The 18,016-nt window shown below is 38.9% G+C and carries 16 protein-coding genes and 1 pseudogene; 8 read left to right on the forward strand and 9 right to left on the reverse strand.

Annotation, left to right across the window (positions count from 1 at the left end; translation table 11 throughout):
• Nucleotides 1-32: 32 nt before the first annotated feature.
• Entirely contained in the window at nucleotides 33-437 is a 405-nt protein-coding gene (cadR, locus tag EGS47_RS02670) for a Cd(II)/Pb(II)-responsive transcriptional regulator (protein ID WP_004699715.1), read from the forward strand.
• Between the two features lie 49 nt (nucleotides 438-486).
• Here cadR and EGS47_RS02675 read toward each other — a convergent pair whose 3' ends face one another.
• From EGS47_RS02675 to EGS47_RS02685, 3 genes are all read right to left on the reverse strand, one after another.
• Nucleotides 487-1,371: a copper resistance protein B gene (locus EGS47_RS02675; RefSeq protein ID WP_004801527.1), complete on the reverse strand. Its 885-nt coding sequence runs from the start codon at nucleotides 1,369-1,371 to the stop codon at nucleotides 487-489.
• On the reverse strand, nucleotides 1,358-3,325 hold the full coding sequence (locus EGS47_RS02680) for a multicopper oxidase domain-containing protein (protein ID WP_062846547.1): 1,968 nt from the start codon (nucleotides 3,323-3,325) through the stop codon (nucleotides 1,358-1,360). Before EGS47_RS02680 ends, EGS47_RS02675 begins: the two co-directional genes overlap by 14 nt.
• Nucleotides 3,326-3,414: 89 nt before the next feature.
• Nucleotides 3,415-3,765: a hypothetical protein gene (locus EGS47_RS02685; RefSeq protein WP_004801531.1), complete on the reverse strand. Its 351-nt coding sequence runs from the start codon at nucleotides 3,763-3,765 to the stop codon at nucleotides 3,415-3,417.
• A gap of 150 nt (nucleotides 3,766-3,915) precedes the next feature.
• Between EGS47_RS02685 and EGS47_RS02690 the strand changes: the two genes are divergently transcribed.
• Nucleotides 3,916-4,599: a heavy metal response regulator transcription factor gene (locus EGS47_RS02690; RefSeq protein WP_004722337.1), complete on the forward strand. Its 684-nt coding sequence runs from the start codon at nucleotides 3,916-3,918 to the stop codon at nucleotides 4,597-4,599.
• Nucleotides 4,589-5,965: a heavy metal sensor histidine kinase gene (locus tag EGS47_RS02695; RefSeq protein ID WP_004801537.1), complete on the forward strand. Its 1,377-nt coding sequence runs from the start codon at nucleotides 4,589-4,591 to the stop codon at nucleotides 5,963-5,965. The genes EGS47_RS02690 and EGS47_RS02695 overlap by 11 nt, the downstream gene beginning before the upstream one ends.
• 78 nt (nucleotides 5,966-6,043) lie before the next feature.
• On the opposite strand, the gene EGS47_RS02700 is transcribed toward EGS47_RS02695, so the two are convergent.
• On the reverse strand, nucleotides 6,044-8,407 hold the full coding sequence (locus tag EGS47_RS02700) for a heavy metal translocating P-type ATPase (protein WP_005003192.1): 2,364 nt from the start codon (nucleotides 8,405-8,407) through the stop codon (nucleotides 6,044-6,046).
• Between the two features lie 281 nt (nucleotides 8,408-8,688).
• Here EGS47_RS02700 and EGS47_RS02705 point away from each other — a divergent pair, with 281 nt between their 5' ends.
• The 3 genes from EGS47_RS02705 (at nucleotide 8,689) to EGS47_RS02715 (ending at nucleotide 10,275) form a co-directional block, all read left to right on the forward strand.
• Complete coding sequence (locus tag EGS47_RS02705) at nucleotides 8,689-9,069, forward strand: copper resistance CopC family protein (RefSeq protein ID WP_004722340.1); 381 nt, start codon at nucleotides 8,689-8,691, stop codon at nucleotides 9,067-9,069.
• A 67-nt stretch (nucleotides 9,070-9,136) separates the two neighbouring features.
• On the forward strand, nucleotides 9,137-10,018 hold the full coding sequence (locus EGS47_RS02710; RefSeq protein WP_004801541.1) for a copper resistance D family protein: 882 nt from the start codon (nucleotides 9,137-9,139) through the stop codon (nucleotides 10,016-10,018).
• 14 nt (nucleotides 10,019-10,032) lie between these two features.
• On the forward strand, nucleotides 10,033-10,275 hold the full coding sequence (locus EGS47_RS02715; RefSeq protein WP_125269147.1) for a hypothetical protein: 243 nt from the start codon (nucleotides 10,033-10,035) through the stop codon (nucleotides 10,273-10,275).
• A gap of 17 nt (nucleotides 10,276-10,292) precedes the next feature.
• On the opposite strand, the gene EGS47_RS02720 is transcribed toward EGS47_RS02715, so the two are convergent.
• The 5 genes and pseudogenes from EGS47_RS02720 to EGS47_RS02740 form a co-directional block, all read right to left on the reverse strand.
• A protein-coding gene (locus EGS47_RS02720; protein WP_223235881.1) for an IS3 family transposase occupies nucleotides 10,293-11,425 on the reverse strand; the annotation gives its coding sequence in 2 pieces (ribosomal slippage) (nucleotides 10,293-11,173 and nucleotides 11,173-11,425; 1,134 coding nt in all).
• Between the two features lie 266 nt (nucleotides 11,426-11,691).
• The gene (locus EGS47_RS02725) at nucleotides 11,692-12,591 is read right to left on the reverse strand and encodes a hypothetical protein (protein WP_004801544.1); all 900 of its coding nucleotides are present in this window, start codon (nucleotides 12,589-12,591) and stop codon (nucleotides 11,692-11,694) included.
• A 146-nt stretch (nucleotides 12,592-12,737) separates the two neighbouring features.
• Nucleotides 12,738-13,865, reverse strand: a pseudogene (locus EGS47_RS02730) (YqaJ viral recombinase family protein).
• Between the two features lie 146 nt (nucleotides 13,866-14,011).
• Entirely contained in the window at nucleotides 14,012-15,067 is a 1,056-nt protein-coding gene (locus EGS47_RS02735) for a DUF932 domain-containing protein (protein WP_004801549.1), read from the reverse strand.
• A gap of 63 nt (nucleotides 15,068-15,130) precedes the next feature.
• On the reverse strand, nucleotides 15,131-15,448 hold the full coding sequence (locus tag EGS47_RS02740; RefSeq protein WP_004801552.1) for a hypothetical protein: 318 nt from the start codon (nucleotides 15,446-15,448) through the stop codon (nucleotides 15,131-15,133).
• 800 nt (nucleotides 15,449-16,248) lie between these two features.
• On the opposite strand from EGS47_RS02740, the gene EGS47_RS02745 reads away from it, so the two are divergent.
• Together EGS47_RS02745 and EGS47_RS02750 are read left to right on the forward strand one after the other, a co-directional pair.
• Nucleotides 16,249-17,370: a hypothetical protein gene (locus tag EGS47_RS02745; protein WP_005003187.1), complete on the forward strand. Its 1,122-nt coding sequence runs from the start codon at nucleotides 16,249-16,251 to the stop codon at nucleotides 17,368-17,370.
• Nucleotides 17,371-17,483: 113 nt separating this feature from the next.
• Nucleotides 17,484-17,993 (forward strand): hypothetical protein, encoded by a 510-nt coding sequence (locus tag EGS47_RS02750; protein WP_004699703.1) that lies wholly within the window; start codon nucleotides 17,484-17,486, stop codon nucleotides 17,991-17,993.
• Nucleotides 17,994-18,016: the final 23 nt, after the last annotated feature.

Raw genomic sequence — 18,016 nt, forward strand, 5'->3', positions numbered from 1 at the left:
TACTATAGAGTCAATAGATCAGGTGACTTGAAATGAACTTAAAAATTGGTGAATTATCTCAGCTATCCGGTTGCCCTGTTGTTACAATACGGTTTTATGAAAAAGAAGCTTTATTACTAGCCCCTAATCGTTCGGAAGCTAATTATCGACTTTATAACAAAGACCACTTAGAGCGACTTCTATTTATTCTTAATTGCCGAACTTTGAATATGAGCTTGGACGAAATAAAAATTTTATTAGCATACAAAGACAAACCTTGTGGAAACTGTAGTTCTATTAACATCTTAGTTGATAAACATATTCATCAATTAGAGCAGAATATCCAAAAACAGATTCAGCTTAAGCAACAACTTTCTGATTTAAGAAGCAAATGCTCTGGTTTTTTGGAAATTAACTCTTGTAAAGTACTTGAAGGGTTATCCGTAAGTTTAAAATAATTAAGAATGAATAATGGAATATCACCATTATTCATTCTTAATAAAATATTTAGAAAACTAATTCAATACCTGCCCCGTATAACCACCCCTTTTCAGAATTTGTAGCTTCTTGAAAAGTTGTTAATTTCTGTCCTTTTTCATATTGATAAGCGACATCAACAAATGGTCTTATACGCTTATTAATCTCGTAACGAGTTTTTAGACCTGTCTTTAACTCAGACAAACCTGACTTTGTAGCAAAATCAGAATTATCATTAAACACAATATCTGCTGCAATATATGGCTGAGTAATTAGCTTTTGAGTGAGTAATAGATCTCGATCAAACTCAAAACTGGCTCCCCAAAAATTATTTTCACCACCATAAAGGTAGGCTTTTGTCTCAAAGAAATAAGGTGCAAGGCCTAATAATCCAATAACGCCATCAATGCGATTACTATTACGGTTATTTTTGTCCTCACTATACCTTACCCCAGCTTGTACATCCCAAAATGGTGCAACATTTCTACTGTAAAGAGCTGATACATCATATTTGGGATCATTACTCTCCGCTTTATTCATATTAGCTTCAACAAACATTCGATTTTCATCTGTTCCAATCAATGCCTCGAAACTCGAACCTAAGCTGCCCTTTCCATCTTTATCAACTATCCACTCATTGGAAAATTTAGTTGTCTGATAAATTTGCCCACCATGCTCGTTCATATGATTTTGGCTAAAAGCTAAAGTTTCAGACCCTTTGCTGTTTGAAGACTTTTGATCAGTATTACGTTCAACATAGCCTAATCCGCCTGATTCGCGTAAAAGCACACTCATACTTGACGTACTCTTATTTAGATTTTCAGTCGAATTATCATTCGCAAATGCCATACCCGCTAAGCCAATTAAAGCAACAGATAAAATTGTTTTTGAATATAACTGTTTAGTGATGTGCATGTTGATTCACTCCCTCATGGCTAGTTTGAGGTTGGGCAACGATACTTTTCGTATCATCATCATTGCTATCTACATTTGCCACAATGAGTTTGTTCATCATTCCAGCTGCCATGTGATATAACAAATGGCAGTGGATAGCCCATTCACCCAATTCATCAGCAGTAAGTAAAGTTGTAACTGTTTTCCCCGGTGGCACAATGATCGTGTGTTTATTTGGCATATTACTTGGATCTTGACCATTTTCAAGCTGCATAAACATACCGTGCAAGTGCATTGGGTGAGCCATCATACTGTCATTCACAAATTTCAAGCGTATACGTTCCCCGTATTTCACTTTGAATGGTTCTGTTTCATTAAACTTCTTACCATTAATTGTCCAAATATAGCGCTCCATGTTCCCACCAAGACGGATTTCCATTTCACGTTCAGGGGCACGAGTATCTGGTTGAGGCTTTAAAGATTGTAAGTCACTATATTGAAGTGCTTTTTGACCAACAGGTGTTGAAGCATTTGCCCAGCCATATACAACATCACCATTCTTTTCTTGTGTAGGTGCATTAGATGTAGTCATTTGCATGCCATGGTTCATACCTGACATAGATTGATCTTTTGAGCTGTCTGTCATAGACGACATATCGTGATCCATGCCTTTCATTGAAGACATGTCATGGTTCATTCCAGACATTGACTGATCTTTTGAGCTGTCTGTCATAGACGACATATCGTGATCCATGCCTTTCATTGAAGACATGTCATGGTTCATTCCAGACATTGACTGATCTTTTGAGCTGTCTGTCATAGGCGACATATCATGATCCATGCCTTTCATTGAAGACATGTCGTGATTCATGCCCGCCATAGAAGACATATCATGCCCCATCCCCATATCTTCCATAGTTAATAAAGAACGAGGACGTGACTTCGGCATTTTGATTTGATTTATTGGAGGAGTATTCTCATCATGTAAGGAACCAACTGAAAAACCACTCCTATCAATTGATTCTGCTTCAATTTGATAATTTGATTGTTTGGGTTCTACAATAACATCATACGTTTCAGCCGTCCCTATTCTGAATTCATCAACCGGAACAGGTTTCACTGGTTGCCCATCTGCACTGACTACCGTCATTTTCAAGTTAGGGATTCTGACGTCAAAGAATGACATTGCTGAGGCATTAATAAACCGAAGACGTACTTTTTCACCCGTCTTAAAATTACCAGTCCAATTTTGTTCTGGAGTCTTACCATTCATCAAAAAAGTATATTTTGTCACATCAGACATATCTGTCTTGAGCATTCGCATCTGGTTCCACATCGAACGGTCTTGCCATGTTGCTTTTAAACCATCTTTTTTAATTTGTTTAAAAACATCAAAAACAGTTTCACGACGGTTCTGATAATAGTCAGCTTCTTTCTTTAGATTATTCATGATTTTATCACTAGTTGAATCATGAAAATCTGAAAGTAATACGACATAATCCTTATCTGTTTTCTCAGCTACAGTTAAAGGTGTCCTATTTTTGGGGTAAATGACTAACGGACCATACAAGCCCTCTTGTTCTTGACCTTTACTATGCGAATGATACCAATAGGTACCATTTTGGCGTACCTTAAACTTATATTCGTAGGTCTTATTAGGGGCAATACCGTCAAACTGATTAAATCCGGGTACGCCATCCATGATGCCCGGTAGAATTAACCCGTGCCAATGAATAGAAGAATCTTGTTTTTTTAGCTTGTTATGGACACGAATAATAGCATCATCACCTTCCTCAAACTCAAGAAGAGGTGCAACAAATTTCCCATTAACCGTAATTCGTTTTAAAGGCTTACCTGTGATATTCACCGTTTGCTCAGCGATTGTTAAATCATATTCTTTAACTGCTGCCACAACCCAAGTTGATGAAAATAAACCGACTCCTATTAAAAGGACATGCGTTAATTTTGTAGACATTTATTTCACCTATCTAATATAAGGATGGGAGAATCAAGCAAACCTATTATTCGCTTTAATTTCCCCCGATCTTTCATTTATCGTATTTGTTATTTATTTGATGTATTTGACATGTTCATCTTTGAGTGGTCCATGTTCATCATACTGGAATTATCCATATTACTCATTTTAGATTGCCCCATATTCATCATCTTAGAATGATCCATCTGAGACATATCCGTCATGTTACCATGCTCATGCTGACTATGATCCTGTTGGGTTTTATCATCATTCTTCATATTACAAGGTTTTTGACATTTCTCTTGCGTCTTTGAATCGGCTTTAATTTCAGACACAACTGTAGTTCCTTGTTTCACATCTGCTGCCCAAGACTGAGTTCCTACAATTAAAGTACCAACACACATAAGAGTGGTTAAGCTACGGCTGAATAGAGTTTTCATGTTTTGCTCCAAAAATTAACTTTATGTAAATACCTTAAAGGCCTTCACTAAACATCTATGTGACATGAAAATGACATTTTTGTAATCTACAACGAATCACGTATTTATAACGTTATTATGTTCTTAATGAGTGATATGGGATTTTTATCAATGAGAATCTTACTAGTTGAAGATGAACAAAAAACCGGTGACTACCTTAAACAAGGTCTATCTGAAGCTGGGTATATAACGGATTGGGTAACGGATGGATTATCTGGTAAACATCAAGCGCTTTCCGAAGAATATGACCTCATCATTTTAGATGTGATGCTTCCAAAGCTAGATGGTTGGGATATCATTTATGATATCCGAAAAAGTGGCAAAACTATGCCTATTCTTTTTCTTTCAGCACGTGATCAAATTGAAGATCGTGTGAAAGGCTTGGATTTAGGTGCTGATGATTATCTAGTCAAGCCTTTTGCTTTTGCTGAGTTATTAGCACGAATTAAAAGCTTACTCCGACGGGGACAACAAAAAGAAGATAGTAACCTTATTACAATTGCTGATCTTGAACTTGATCTTCGTAAACGCCGCGTCACTCGCGCTGGGCAACGTATTGACTTAACAGCTAAAGAATTCGCGCTGATGGAATTATTTATGCGTAGACGTGGTGAGATATTACCTCGTACGCTCATTGCCTCTCAAATATGGGACATGAATTTTGATAGTGATACCAACGTTGTAGAAGTCGCTATCAAACGTTTGCGCAGTAAAATTGACAGTAATTTTAGCCCAAAGCTGATACAGAACATACGTGGAATGGGGTATGTTTTAGAGGTAGAAGATGACTCGTAAATTGTTTAATGCAATCAGCTTTCGTATAGCAATCATCTTTTCTCTTTCTACTGTTATCATCTTAATGATTATGGGGTTGGTTATTCACAAGCTCGTAATGCATCATTTTGAAGCTCAAGACCGAACTCAATTAGAAGGCAAAATTCAACTTATAGAGAATCTACTTGAACAGAACCCATCTAACTCTCAAGAACTAAATTTATATTTAAAAGATGCCTTAATTGGACATCACGATCTGATTGTTCAGATTGAACGTCCAACAGGTCAAGTTATTTTTAGCTCAGCACCATCAGTAATTCATCCCCAAGCACTCAACAAATCAAAACAAGATCCATGGCTTGAATGGAAAATTAAAAATAAGACTTATCGTGGCTTAATTTATAAAAAGACTTTTGATCATAATGACTCGTTTATATCAGCTCAGATTATTGTTGGAATCGATACCTCTGAGCATCTACATTTCTTAAATGACTTTAGACGTCAACTTTTATACATTGGATTTGTGGGTACAATTTGTTTAATGTTCTTAGGGTGGTTCGCAGCATGGCGAGGGCTACGTCCAGTACAACAAATGGCAAAAGTAGCAGAGGGTATCTCAGCCCAACATCTTTCTGAACGTTTAGAAGTCGAAAATACTCCAACCGAACTTAAATCACTGGCTGTCGCTTTTAATGATATGTTAGATCGGCTAGAAGCCGCAGTAGAAAAACTTTCAGATTTTTCATCTGATCTTGCTCATGAAATAAGAACACCTATTAACAATTTGATGACTCAAACTCAAGTATGTTTATCTCGTAGTCGAAATATTAATACTTATCAGGAAGTTCTATTTTCAAATTTAGAAGAGTTTGAGCATTTAGCTCGCATGGTCTCTGATATGCTATTTTTGGCAAAAGCAGAACATGGTCTACATTTACCTAACCTACAACAGGTTAATTTAGTTAAAGAAGTTTCAGCATTATTTGATTTTTATGATGCTATCGCTGCTGAAAAGGGAATGTCACTCGAACAGAGTGGTTCAGGTAGTATAAAAGGTGATCCTTTAATGCTACGCCGCGCTTTAAGTAATTTGTTATCGAATGCAATTAAATATGGCAAATCAGATTCGGTCATCAAAATCACATGCCAACAAAACTTTGATACAACAACATTCATCATTGAAAATGAAAGCTCCCCACTATCATCAGAACAACTTAATCGGTTATTCGATCGTTTTTATCGAACAGATGTATCTAGACAGAGAGTTGAAGAAGGTACTGGCCTTGGTTTAGCAATTACCAAATCTATTCTTGATGTGCATGGAGCTTCCATTCAAGCGACTTATAACGAGGGACATATTTCTTTTAAAATTATCTTTAAAAATTAGTGATATCTCGGTTATTAAGCACTCATTCTAATGATGCTTACCACTCATTAACTTACGCTAATGAGTGGTAAGTCGTGATTATTTTTGATGACGTAATCGTAAGGCATTACCAATTACCGATGCTGAGCTTAGGCTCATTGCTAATGCAGCAATCATAGGCGAGAGTAACCAGCCAGTAAATGGATACAGTACACCAGCAGCCAAAGGGATACCTAATCCATTATAGAGGAAAGCAAACATCAAGTTTTGTTTCATATTTTTAACAGTTGCCTCTGATAAAGAACGAGCAATTTCAATACCACGTAAGTCACCTTTTACTAATGTAACTTGGGCACTATTCATTGCTACATCAGTACCCGTGCCCATTGCGATTCCAATATCAGCTTGAGCCAAGGCTGGTGCATCATTAATTCCATCACCAGCCATAGCAACAATTCTCCCTTCTTTTTGCAATTTTGTGACCAAATCTAATTTATCAGCAGGTTTAACCTCACCATAAACCTCACTAATTCCTAACTTAGCCCCAACTGATTTTGCTGTAGTTAGCCCATCACCTGTTGCCATGATGATTCTTAAACCTGAGTCTTCCAACGATAAAAGGGCCTCTGGAGTGCTTGCTTTGATTGGATCTGAAACTGCCAGAAGACCTAGCAGTTTTCCATCGGCTGCCAAATACATAACACTGGCACCTTCAGCTCTTAATACCTCTGCTTGTGGAATAAGAGTGTTAACAGATATCCCTAATTGCTTCATCAGTGCCGTATTGCCTAGCGCTAATTTTTGTCCGTTTATCTCTCCATTAACACCAATACCTGAACCTGATTCAAATGAAGTAGGTTTACTTAAAGTAAGATTTCGCTCACGGGCGGCACGTACAATTGCATTTGCTAAAGGATGCTCACTGCCCTGATCTAAACTCGCAGCTAAACGGAGGACTTCATTCTTTTCATATCCTGAAGTGGCTACTACTTTATTGAATGATGGTTGTCCTTCTGTCAAAGTTCCTGTTTTATCAATAATCAATGTATCAATTTTACGTAGATTCTCTATTGCGGCAGCGTCTCGAAAAAGTACTCCATTTGATGCACCTCGCCCTGTTGCTACCATAATTGACATTGGCGTAGCTAATCCCAAAGCACATGGGCATGCGATGATTAAAACAGCTACTGCATTGATTAATCCATAAACCCAACTAGGTTCAGGTCCGAATAGCCCCCACCCCAAAAAAGTTAGAACAGCAATACCTATAACCCCCATAACAAATCGTCCTGCAACATGATCCGCCATCCGCTGCATAGGTGCTTTTGAACGTTGAGCCTGAGCAACCATTTGCACGATTTGAGAAAGTACGGTTGATGATCCAACTTTTTCTGATCGCATCACCAATGAACCATTCATGTTCATTGTTGCACCAATGACTTGATCACCCACACGTTTTGTAACTGGCACAGGTTCACCAGTTAACATCGATTCATCTACAGAGCTTGAACCTTCTGTAATGACTCCATCAACAGGAACTTTTTCACCGGGGCGTATCCGTAATAAATCGCCTACGTGTACATGAGATAGTGGAATATCTTCTTCTATACCATCAACACTGATTTTTCTTGCTGTTTTAGGTGCTAGCCCAAGTAGGGATTTAATTGCCGCTGAAGTTTGGGAACGTGCTTTTAACTCTAGCACTTGACCTAACAATGTGAGAGAAATAATCGCTGCGGTCGCCTCAAAATACACAGCAACACGCCCCATAGATACAAATGAGTCTGGAAATACTTGAGGTACTATTGTTCCAACAAGGCTGTATATAAAAGCAGCTCCTGTACCTATTCCAATCAAGGTCCACATATTTGGACTCCGATTCCAGATTGACTGCCAACATCTAACAAAAAATGGCCATCCCGCCCAAAAAACTATTGGCAAGGTAAGAAAAAGTTCAATCCAGCTTTGCACCTGCATTTCGAACCAGTTCAATTGATGACCAAACATTGCTAAGAAAACTACAATAATGGTTAGCGGTAAGGTCCACCAAAATCTATGCTTAAAATTCTTGAGTTCTGGGTTTTCATCAGCGTCATCTAAGTCAGGAAGTAAAGGCTCTAACGACATACCACAGATCGGACAATTTCCCGCATGGTTCTGTCTAATTTCAGGATGCATTGGACAAGTGTATATCGTGAAGGTATTAACATGAGCAGGCTGATTAACTTCATTTGAATCCTCACCATCCCTCTTTTGTGGTTCTTTTAACGTAACTACATTCTCAACTTTAGTAATATAAAAATGAGGATCACTTTTAAACTTTATGTGGCATTTCTCACTACAAAAGTAAAAAGTTCTATTTTTAACTTCTTCATAAAACTTGGATGCTTCTGTAACTGTCATACCACAGACAGGGTCAGTAAGTCTGTTATTGAGTACTTTGTTTTCATGATGATGGTCCATAAAAGCCTCCTTCATATTTAATTTTTTAAATTAATAATTTCATTAAGATGGAAATAGACTCCCTCTTATTAGTTTGTTTAGTGATCATTGTTTTCTTTAAAGCCAGTGTACCACTTGTGGTTTTTTAATTTTTAAAATGACAAAAATGTAATTTTGAAGTCATCGGGATGTTTCTCTCATCCTTTAATAATAAGCATGAGAAAGGTGATGACCAAGCAACCAATTGATGCATTTCATTCGGTCATTACTGAGCCCAAGATTAGTTTAAAGAGGATGAAGAAATGAAAATTTTCAAAAATAAAATGTCAGCTCTACGTAACACTCTCGTAGGTGCAACACTGATTGTTACTGCTTCAAGTGCATTTGCACACGTGAAACTTGAAAGTGCAATTCCTGCGATCAATGCTTCTGTAGCAAGTCAACCAAAAAACATAACACTCAATTTTGGTGAAGAAGTCATGCTAATGAACGTTAAGTTACTTGATGCCCAACGTAAGGATATCCCTTTGAACTACCAAATAACTCATGATATGAAAAAATCATTTGACGTAGCGGTTCCAAAACTAAAAAAAGGAAAATATACGGTGGTTTGGACCACAATGGGTACCGATGGCCATAACATGAATGGTGAATATAATTTCACTATTAAATCGGCAAAATAACAATGAGTGAAAATAGTCAACATGCCAGCAGCTTGCTGGCATGTTGCTATAATAAAGGGAGAAAAATATGATTCCTGAGACTTGGATATATGCAACATGGTTGGTTAAAGTCATTTTATATTTAGGGATTGCATTTGTTATTGGCGGTGCTTTCTGCTATTTCTTACTTGGACGTTATGTTGAAATCAAGGAGACTATTCTAAAATACATGACTATTGGTACAGGTTTAGGCCTTTTTTCAAGTGTTCTCGGCTTCTTCATTCTTATAGGAAGTTTTGCCAACACTGGCCTTTCAGGTATGTGGGATAGCAACTATATAAATATACTAGTCAATACTCCTACTGGACATGTCTCTATCATTCGATCAATCAGTTTTGCACTTTTACTCATATTTATGATAGTCAAACTTAGTAAAGGGACGATTGATATTTCCAAAACTGAAGGAGCAATCTTTACCATACTGCTCACACCAATCGTTTTAAGTTTTTCACAACTCGGACACGTCACGAATTTACCCTTATTCGCTCAAGCTTTGTTATCAATACATGTACTTGTAATGTCCTTATGGATGGGGTCGCTTTATCCATTATGGAAAACAAGCAAAAAAATTAATGGCTTACCACTTAAAGAACGTATGCATCTATTTGGGCAAATAGCAGCCTTTATTGTAGGAATACTCATCGCTTGTGGTCTTAGTATTGCTTTATTACTCTTTAAAGATTTTAATACTCTAATCAATACACCTTATGGGCATGGATTTATTATTAAAATATTATTTGTCCTAAGTATTTTATTGTTAGCAGCCTTTAACAAATGGTATTTCACACCTCGCTTACAAGACCCGAAATTTGCGAAACAATTGGGCTATGCCATTTTATTTGAGATGTCATTAGGTCTATCAATTCTTTTAGCCACTGGTTATATCACCACTGTAGTCGGTATTGAGTAAAAAAGGATCACGCTATGACTTCATGGATGAAGTACAATTTATTATTTTTCATTTTTTTGAATACGACATCATGGGCTGAACCTAGCACTTCAAAAACGATTCGCTCCTTAGATGATACCGAATTACGTAATATCACTGATCATAATCATGGCGACACCAAAGTCGAAGAGAATAAAGACCATCATTCTAAAGATAAACAACTACGTAATGAAGAGAGGTGGTCCCACATGTTTGAACAACTAAAAGCTTATTTATAAGTGATACTCTGCTCTAGTTAAGCTACCTTATTTTGTTGTGGTAGCTGGTCATAGTAAAACTCATCTGGAGTCATTTTGTCCAGACTCGAATGAGGTCGTTTCAAATTATAAAATTCAAAATATGCGTTTAATTGCTTCTTCGCATCCAAAACATTGCTGTAGGCTTTGAGATACACCTCTTCATATTTAACGCTCCGCCATAATCGTTCAACCATCACATTATCAACCCATCGACCTTTACCATCCATACTGATTTGAATGCCATTTGATTTCAATACATCAATAAATGCATCACTGGTAAACTGACTGCCTTGGTCTGTATTAAATATTTCAGGTCGACCATATTTTTCAATAGCTTCATTTAATGTTTCTATGCAAAATGTAACCTCCATACTAATCGATACTCTATGCGCAAGTACCTTGCGGCTATGCCAATCAATCACAGCACATAAATAAACAAAGCCTTTTGCCATAGGGATATACGTTATATCCGTAGACCACACTTGATTACTGCGCTGAATAGCCAATCCTTTGAGCAGATATGGATATTTGCGGTGAGCTTGATTAGCCTGGCTTAAATTTGGTTTGCAATATAACGCATTAATGCCCATTTTCTTCATTAAAGTACGTGTATGACGTCGTCCTATATGATGTCCTTGACGATTCAACAAATCACGCATCATCCGGCTACCTGCAAAAGGGTATTGCATATGTAACTCATCCATACACCGCATTAGCTTCAGATCTGATGCACTCACAGGTTTTGGGCGATAGTAATAACAACCACGGGAGACTTTCAGCAGCTGAGCTTGCTTAGATACTGAAATCTGAAGTGAGTCATCGATTAACTTTTGTGGTTGAAGCGGCCCAGTTTCTTCAACACACCTTCTAAAAAATCAATTTCTAATGCCTGCTCACCGATTTTTGCATGTAGTTTTTTTAGATCGATGGGTGGTTCTGTTGGAGCTTTTGATTGATCGAAAGCTTGCGAGGAAGCTGAAATCAGTTGATTTTTCCAGTCGATAATTTGGTTTTGATGAACATCAAATTCAGCACTCAATTCAGCAAGTGTTTTTTCTGCTTTAATCGCAGCAAGTGCTACCTTAGCTTTAAAATCATTTGAATGATTTCTTCTTGGTCTACGTGCCATAAAATACTCCATATATTGATGTTTATAACATCATTTGGGGAGCAAAATATCACTTATAAGTGTTGTTCAAATTTCCTGATCCACCTCTGAAGATAGTAGACAACAAAAAGTTATAAATGGATTAATGTTACAAAAGCCTAACGTACTACCGCCCTCCAAATAAACGATACTTAAGTAATGTTTATTGATTCAATAAGTAGTTCAAATTTTTTAATAAAAAATAGTAGCAATATTACTGTTGGGGGCTTCTTAGCCCCCAACAGTATTTAATTCAGAGCTTGAACCGACTGCTGTAAGCCTTTCTGAATATCTTGAACATGAGTGAGATCATGCGTTTGCTGATGCTCTGTTTGAGATTCAACGCTGTAAAACTCCTCCACTATATCCAAACCCTCTTCACCTCCCACCTCAAAGCAGGCATTACCATAACCCTGCCGTGCCACATGATCCAAAGCCTCCTGATAGAACCCTGCTGTCTTACTTTGTTCATCCATCTGTTTGGCTGAACTAATCGCATCTTTCAGGTTTGTGCCATCACGTAAAGTCAGATCCACGTAGTAGATCGGGGTACGGTAACTTTGTGTGGTGCTTTTACCTCGCAAGGTCAATTGCAATGGCAAACAAGAAAGTAAGTCACCCGATGCTGCGTGATAGTAACGAAGTCGAGCTGCCAAAGTGCGGATGCTGTTAAAGCCTGTGGTTCTAAAGATGAAAGTACCAAACTCATCTGATTCATCTAAGTTGACGTAGAGTCTGCCATAGGGCTTGCATAATCCACCCTGTGCCAATGGACATAAATCAGGGGATGGACAAGGATGTTGTTCAATGCCATTTTGACCGAGTCGCTGACAGCTTTCGCCATTGCCTGAACAGATTAAACGTCCAGTTTGGCGGTCAAATAGGCTGTACTCTGCTCTTAAGTTGAGATCGGGATCATTGAAGATCATGCGGACTGGAATGCTTCTCAGCTTTTGGTTCTGATTGGGCGCTTTGGCACGTAGTTGCTCATCCAGTGGATGTTTGACCCACCCATCTTTATTTTGGATTTGGCTGGTAATGGTAAATTGATCATCTTTTTCAGGCAGACGTTTTCCATTCTTTTCGACAATTTTGCCGATACTGATACGCCCCAACACAGGTGGGGTAATAGCTAAACCTTTAATCATGATGATGTACTCTATATAGATGTTGAAATGGCGTTTAAATTTGGATAAATAAATTTTGGGCATAAAAAATCCCATACTTGTTTGGGGTATGGGATCAGTTGGTTGGGGTGTTAGTTAAATTGAAATGGGTTACTTGGGTATCAGCCCTATCCACCATTCGGATAAATCTGAAAGCGTCGTGTTCCTGCTTTGGTTTGGGGAAATTGCTGTAGGTATTCAGGATGCTGTTTAAGCAATGATTTACTGTCTAGGCTGATTGAGTCTTGTGATTTCTTCCATGTGACTGAACCACCTGTAAATACCGCTCGCTCTGCTTCTTTCATCATCATTTGTAGTTGATGTTTCAGTTCATCAAAATACTGCTGGTGTTGTTCAACTTTATGTCGCTCCTCTAGTAACTGATTAAACAAATAATTAGCTTGTTCATTTTGGGTCAGGTCTTCTACTGTTAATGGAATCTGTTCAGGATAAAGTTGTTGCAAGGCTTTAGCTGCTGAATCCGAAGCATCTACACTGGGTGGAATACCTGTTTCGACACATTGCCAGAAATGACGTTCCGCATTAATGATGTGCTGAATCACAGTTTCATTACGAGTCACTTTATAGATTTTGGTTTCATGCCCACAGATCAAGGCACAAATATGCGCTGCCTGTTTACCTGTCACTGCCAATTGATGCTGTACCTGACACAGCACATATAAAGGCACGCCATCTCGCCATAGTTTTGCGCCATATTCCCCCACGGTTTTACATTCCAAAATTTGCACTTCTTCATTACCGACTACAGCATAATCCAAGTTCGCCAACATAAACTGTTTGTCTTCATCAGGGTGTTGCAATACTGCATTAACTCGACGGACTTTATGATTGGTGTGCATGCTGTAGTATTCAGCCACCAAAGGTTCTAGCTTTTTTCCCCAGTACAAGGGTGCGTAACCTGCACTTTCATCCTCGATGTTTTGTTGCATCCGCCCTGTCTTGATCATCCACAGTTCCAGCATCGACATATAGGGATTCAGTCCACAGGCCGTTGCTGCATCACTGCTGCCAATACCCTATTTTCTGACTTCTAACCATTGTTGATAGTTCATCTGTTTGGTGTTGGCAAGTCTTTTTGCTGTAAGGGCTTTGGTCTTTCGTGGTTGCGTATTCGGTCGATCTCGTTTGGTTCGGGTTCCCACCTCAATCTGCTGAATGGATTGATTTAGATTCGGTAAATAGGGTTGTAGTGGTGGGTTATTTAGCGTGTTTTGAATTTGAGTATGACTATTCATTGCAATTATTCCTGTATCGATAAAATCGTAAAAGCTGAATTTTGGGCATAAAAAAGCCGCATGAGGGTGCGGCTAAAGGTGTTGCTGTGCTTGTACGGTGTTACTGTATGCTTAGGCTAATGGAGCTGGCTTAATTGAAACTGAATTTAGGCAATCATTCTCAATGCCTGTTCCAGACCACGCTGTTTAATGGCAGCCCCTGCACCAAACCATGCTGAATCGAGTCGATGATCGGTACTCATCGCTCGACGTTCATGGTCACAGAACTCGGTGATGCTGCACAATAATCCATAAGCGGTATCCTTGGCTGAACTCAGTTCTGCACCACGTCCATGTCCGTTAAACATGGTCATGACTTTCGACATGGCACGTCCATTTGGCTCGGTTTTATTGTCCGCTTTGGTTGGGGTGTTGATGCCTTGGTTTGGCATAGCAGCATTTCGATAGAACTGAATGATGCTTTCATCTTGTTCAGCCATAGTTAGGTTGGTATTGTTAAACACCGCATCAAAGAAGGCTGCTGCTTCCTGCTGAGTTACCTTACGCTGGCTCAGTTGTTTCATTTCATACATGTGTTCATCCCATGCACGGACTGAAATACCCAACTGTTGTTTAACTTTCTCAGCATCGAAACGAGTGCTGTGTGGGACTTTAACCACACCTGCACTGGTATTTTGTCCTTTGAGAGCAATTGCCAAAGTATTGTTACATACCACCCGGATACTGGTGAACTGTGCAGTGGTTGCTAGAGTGCCATCACAAGCCGTCGCTAGTAGAATATAGCCATTACTCACATCCTTACCCTTGAGTGCTGAAGTCTGTCCAGTCTTGGCTAATGCCCAGAATTTCTTGCCACCTTTCAGTACCCCTGCGGTTTCCAGTTCAAAGCCTGATTGCTCCGTCAGGTCTTTGTAGAAGTGTAGGATTTCCATCGGTTGGACTTCTTGAAAGCGTTGGCTGACCACGGATAAAGGTGCATGCGTATCTGAACGGTAAAGCACTCGTTGTTCTTCAAAAGGCATGATGATGCTTTGTCCACGTTCATTCTGTGCCATGTAATTGACATCCGAGGATTCTATCCGCCAGTCCATGCCTGCTTGTTGTGCCCAAACCTCGATGGGTTGGTTTGGTGTGAGTTCATTGCCTAACCCATGCCAAGGGGTTTGTCCAGTGAATGCCATAGTTTCAACTAAATGTGCCATAAGAATAATTCCTGTATCGATTTTGAATGGGTAAAAGGGTTCGATTTAAATTTTGCTAAATACTTAATTGCGTAAATTCGGGCTAAAGCTGCGGTCACAGTTGTTGCAGTAATACTGTTTGCGATAAGTTGGGTGAAGCGGTTGTTGCTGTTCATCTTCAGTGATCAACATCCAGATACCGCCAATCAGTACCCCAACGATTGCACCTGCAATTGGAGGAATATTCAGGCTTTTGGAAACACTCACTCCTAATGTGGCAAGTGCCATCGGTGACATCACACTATTGGAAATGGGGTTATTGGTTGAGGTACTGGGTAAATGTTGGGTTGATTCAAGCAGTACCGTCTCTCGGGACTGGCAATAAGGACATGGCAAACTCATTGTGGTATTTCCTGTAAATGAATAAAAAAACCTGCTGGGGAAGCAGGCAAAATGATTGCAATGTAGCTGAAGCATGTATTGGTGCTATCTCAAATGGAGAAACACTGTTCTCAATTAGATGCTATGTATTTGTATTTTTTTAGAATGCGTTTTTTTTCATCAGTTTTAGGCAATTTTTGAATGATGATTAAACAGATCAATTGACCTGTTTTTTAGCAGCGATTATGATGCAAGGGCTGACCTACATTGTCAGTCGGTTTTGACAGACCGCTCATCTAGCGCATCGGAGTTTATTCATCTGAGTATTCTTTGTATGTGTAAAAACCTTCTCGTCCCCCTTTGCGGTAGAACGGGAGGGGGACGCGTTCGCGCGTGCTGGTTCTAGATGTCCAGTCTGTCAACCCCTTTTCGTTCTGCCACCATAATCAATTGACAGTGATTCGGTAGAACTTCTAATTCATCTAGGAGTCAACCATGACGCAATTTACTGTGCTTTATTATTCCCCTGCACTTTCTCTGCCTCTCAGGCATTTTATTCCAATTCATTTATCACACGCTTTCACTGTGTCCTGATTGACTCAAGGCATCAATTAACTGCTGCATCCATTTTGGTCAGTGGTGTTTTGTGCTGGATAAAAATCATGAAATTCATCGCACAGCTTATTTTGGTTGTCCTTATTGTGCTCAGTAACAGCATCGCTAGAGCCTATGACAGCCAAGCAAAATGTATTTGAAATTACAGGCAATTTCATAATTCATTTTTAAAAACTTAAAAAATATTGGATGGGGAAAATAATAGGATGAAATACATTTCAATTGCGCTGCTCACCAGCCTTGCGTTGGTCGGCTGCTCAAAACCACAACAAGATGATGTAGAGAATAAAGAACTATCTCAAAAGATTGAAAACATGTCATTGAATGATGCTGTCCCTGCACAGGCTGTTTCTTCTCCTTTGATTATCGCTCGCAATAAAATTACACCTCCGCTAACAAAGACTGGAGAAGACTTTCAGGAACTCATCAAAGATGAGGGGTATTTTTCCTTTTATCCACCGTATAAAACCATCTATGGATTGCAGATGTTTGCTGAAAATGACGATGTTGCAGATTATTGTGCAAACTGCGTGTATTTCCAGTCCATTCTCAATGATTTAAGAAATGTGCTGGCTTTAAAAAACAATCAAGTTTTAGTGATCGGACATACTGATCAACAGTTTCCTGCATTCACTTTTGCTTTAGGTGATGACTATTCTTTGCGTGCAGCGCATGATACGGCAATCAATTATATAAGATCGACAATGCAGGTGACTCCACCACAAAAAGATCAATTTGAGAGTACAGAACAATATCAACAACGTATTCAGACACTTCAAAATGAGTTGGATACTAAAAATGCCCATCTAAATTATGACTTGAAGCTTTTAGAACTCAGTTTAAATGCTACGTCTGGTCAAAGTCTGTTTATGCCAAGCAGCTATACACCGAATGATCGACCAAATGGTCCGATTGATAATTTTGTTTATTACGATGCTGATTCGAAACAATTACATTTTGAGAATATGAATTTCGCATCTGATCTTATTGTGAATTTCACAGCCCCATCCACGCCAGAGTTAGCACAAAATATTATTACGGCTGGTGGACAGAAGTATGTCGGTTACATTTTTAACTTCAATAATCATAAATTGGAATTAGAGAGCTTAGTCATTTATCAGGCCAACAACACTCAAGCTGATTCTGCGAATGAACCGATTGCCATCCTTGAACCGAGCACCATGTCCTTTCAACGCAAACATTTCAACGGCATAGAAAATGCTCGATTAAAGCAATTTGATGTGACACTGAAAAAGCCAATTCCTTTTGATTTTAGCTTGGAAAACTACACGCCGATCGAAAAGGTATTTAAAAAGATCGATGAGTAATTCCCACTTTTATAAAAAGTAAAAAATTGATTGACCAAACAATTAAATACACAGAGTTGGGCTTTCACCCAACCCTGTAGATCACAATATTCGATTAAATATAGGCATGTGTAATGAATTTTATTCCATCGATTGTTTTATCCAGTGTGTTGCTACTGACTTTAACTGCGTGTAATTCAGGTAACGATGCACCAAAACCAAAGGATACCCCAACTCAAACAAGTGAGCATAGCACTGCTGATGCGACTGAAACTCCGCCTCAATCTGAAGATGATTTTCCAGCCGTTGATAAATCCTTTCTGGAAGATGAGTCATATAATGCTGAGGAAGGGACTGAACCCACTGTACAAGAACAATTTGAAGTCCGTGTCCGTCGTGAAGAATCACAATACTCCATGACAGGCTATACCGATTTGTTAAACATCATGTCCTTGAACGATGCGCCAACCACCATCACAGGGGTTTTAATCAACCGTGGTAATTGCAGAAGCAAAGGCACTTACGATTACCAAAATATGCGCTATGGCTCAGTGGCAAAAGTCTACTTGGGCTGTTCCGCTGAATATGTCCGTGAAGTGACCATCACCACCAACAGTGGTTTGACCTATACCTATAATTTTTAGAGATTTAATCACAGCGATTTATA

It is taken from the genome of Acinetobacter sp. FDAARGOS_515, from assembly GCF_003938865.1.
Lineage (GTDB): Bacteria > Pseudomonadota > Gammaproteobacteria > Pseudomonadales > Moraxellaceae > Acinetobacter > Acinetobacter ursingii.